Raw genomic sequence first — 2,394 nt, forward strand, 5'->3', positions numbered from 1 at the left:
GTACTAAGGTAGAAATATGAAGTGTATGTGGAAAAATTCTTTTATAATATAATAAAACCAGCCATAGGCTGGTTCTTTTTTCATTCAATTTCCTACTAAAAAATCCCGAGTATAATTCTCCTTCTTCCCTATCCTTGATTCTTCCGCGCCTCCCTAAACTCCTCCTTCACCTTCTCTAACAAACCTTCTTCTGTAATTAATCGATACGCTGTATTTGCTAGTGCTTTTGCCGATGTGATTAGCGCTTTATCTCCAAGTTCTGAACGTGCTGCTTCTCTAAATTCATTCGTATGCGCAATTAAATCGTCTGGACCGATTTTAATGTACGGATGAATTGTCGGTACGACTTGGCTTACGTTTCCTGCATCTGTTGAGCCAATTCCTACTCTTTCTTTACGGTTTACATCTTCACCTAGTAGTTCTAACTCTTCCGCTACGACGTCATTAAATGTTTTTGTTACGAGTAGTTCATCGATTTCATTTTGGAATTGATGAATTTTCACTTTTGTGCCTGTTGCTAACGCTGCCCCTTGTGCGATGTTTCTTACTTTCTCTGTTACTTCCGCACATCTTTTTCTCGTTGCTGCGCGGATGAAGAACCTTGCTGCAGCGTAATCAGGAATAATATTAGGTGCTTTTCCGCCCTCAGTAATAACACCATGAATTCTCACATCTGACGGAAGTTGTTGGCGAAGTGCATTAATACCGTTATACAGCTGGATAATCGCATCTAATGCGTTAATTCCTTCTTCTGGTGAGGCCGCTGCATGAGCTGTTTTTCCGTAAAAATGAAAATCAAGTGGATCGACCGCTAGTGATGGACTCGTTGGAGCTGTTTTTCCGCTCGGATGAATCATAAGCGCCGCATCAATGTTTTTAAATAAGCCAGCTTTCACATAACTCGATTTTGCGCTACCATTTGGCCCGCCCTCTTCTGCTGGTGTTCCGAACACGACAACTTCTCCGCCGATTTCCTCAAGCGTTTCTGATAACGCGATCGCTGCTGCAACGCTAATTGTGCCAATTAAATTGTGACCACACGCATGACCGAGTCCTGGTAAAGCGTCATACTCGGCTAAAAATGCGATAACTGGTCCTTGTTTCCCCGAACTTTTTCGCGCGATAAATCCTGTTTCATGACCAGCTATATTATGTTGCAATTGAAATCCTGCACTACCTAGCAATAAACTTAACGTTCTTGATGCATAAAATTCTTGGTTACCAATCTCCGGATTCGCATGAATATTATGACTTGTTTCTATGTACTTTTCCTTATTTCTTTCTATACTCTCTTCAATTGTTTTTCTTTGTGACGTTACTCCTGTCGCTCCCATTTTTCTTCCCCCTTTATTTTTACGTAAAAAAGCCTCTTTCTAAAAGATAGAAAGAGGCTTTGGCATATACAGTCAAAATGAGCTTCTTTCTTATCTTTCAAGTTACCTTGCTGGAATTGGCACAGTATTCATAAAGAATCCGCTGCCGAGGTGTCATAGGGCCAGTCCCTCAACCTCTCGTGATAAGAATTTTCATAAAATTATATTAAATTATTTTTATTCTAAGTTTATTCCAAGTAAAAGTCAAGGAATTCCTATCCGAATTTACCGAATATCTAAAAACCCTTTTAATACACCAATTGTTTCAGGTGCTTGCATTCTTGCACATATGTACGGAAATTCCATACTACCTTCAAACATCATTTGAGATGTAAGAGGTGCTCCTGCCCAAAAGATTTCATCATCGATTACTATAAACGGGAATGCTTTATTTTGCCTTTGTAACTTTATATTTTTTAATGGAACTGGTCCATCACTATAAACTGTTATTTGCGCATTCGTACGCATTAACGCTTGCCATACTCGTTTATCAACTTGCCTTGTACTTGGAAGGGAAATGATAATTTTTCGTTTTGCCGCTAAAATATCTTTTAATAGCCCTTTCGGCTCTTCAAGATTCATTTCCATAAACCAACGTAATCGTTTCGAGATTTTTCGCTCCCACACTTGTCTTGATGTCGTCCGATCATACACATCTCCGTGACGTTCTATATGAGCGGTTAATTGCGATAACGCTTGTTTTCTCGACAGATTTTTACGCATGTAGTGGCAATCTGATAATTGAATGAACTTTCCTCTCGCTCTCGTTACTGCTACATTGACAAGACGATGGTTTTTATGATCAAAGAATAACACACCAGGGCGTTCTTGTGGGTAACTATCAACCGTATCAAAGATCATCATATCTCTTTCGGACCCTTGAAACTTATGAACTGTCGCCGCTAAAACTGGTATGTGTTGATATTTAGTTTTCTGCAACATTTCTCTAATACACGTTGATAAAAAGCGGGACTGCGCCCTGTAAGGTGTAACAACACCGATAGATTGAACACCGTCTAAC

At 39.6% G+C, this 2,394-nt stretch carries 2 protein-coding genes and 1 riboswitch; both genes read right to left on the reverse strand.

Annotated features, from left to right (window positions below; translation table 11 throughout):
• Nucleotides 1-128: 128 nt before the first annotated feature.
• Nucleotides 129-1,334, reverse strand: a complete 1,206-nt coding sequence (locus AC1DTM_RS23150) for a M20 family metallopeptidase (protein ID WP_002168060.1) — start codon at nucleotides 1,332-1,334, stop codon at nucleotides 129-131.
• Nucleotides 1,335-1,421: 87 nt separating this feature from the next.
• A riboswitch (SAM riboswitch) is annotated at nucleotides 1,422-1,523 on the reverse strand.
• A 75-nt stretch (nucleotides 1,524-1,598) separates the two neighbouring features.
• A partial coding sequence (locus AC1DTM_RS23155; RefSeq protein ID WP_477000983.1) for an AAA domain-containing protein occupies nucleotides 1,599-2,394 on the reverse strand: 796 nt, incomplete at its 5' end.

It is taken from the genome of Bacillus sp. P4_D3 (genome assembly GCF_056401855.1).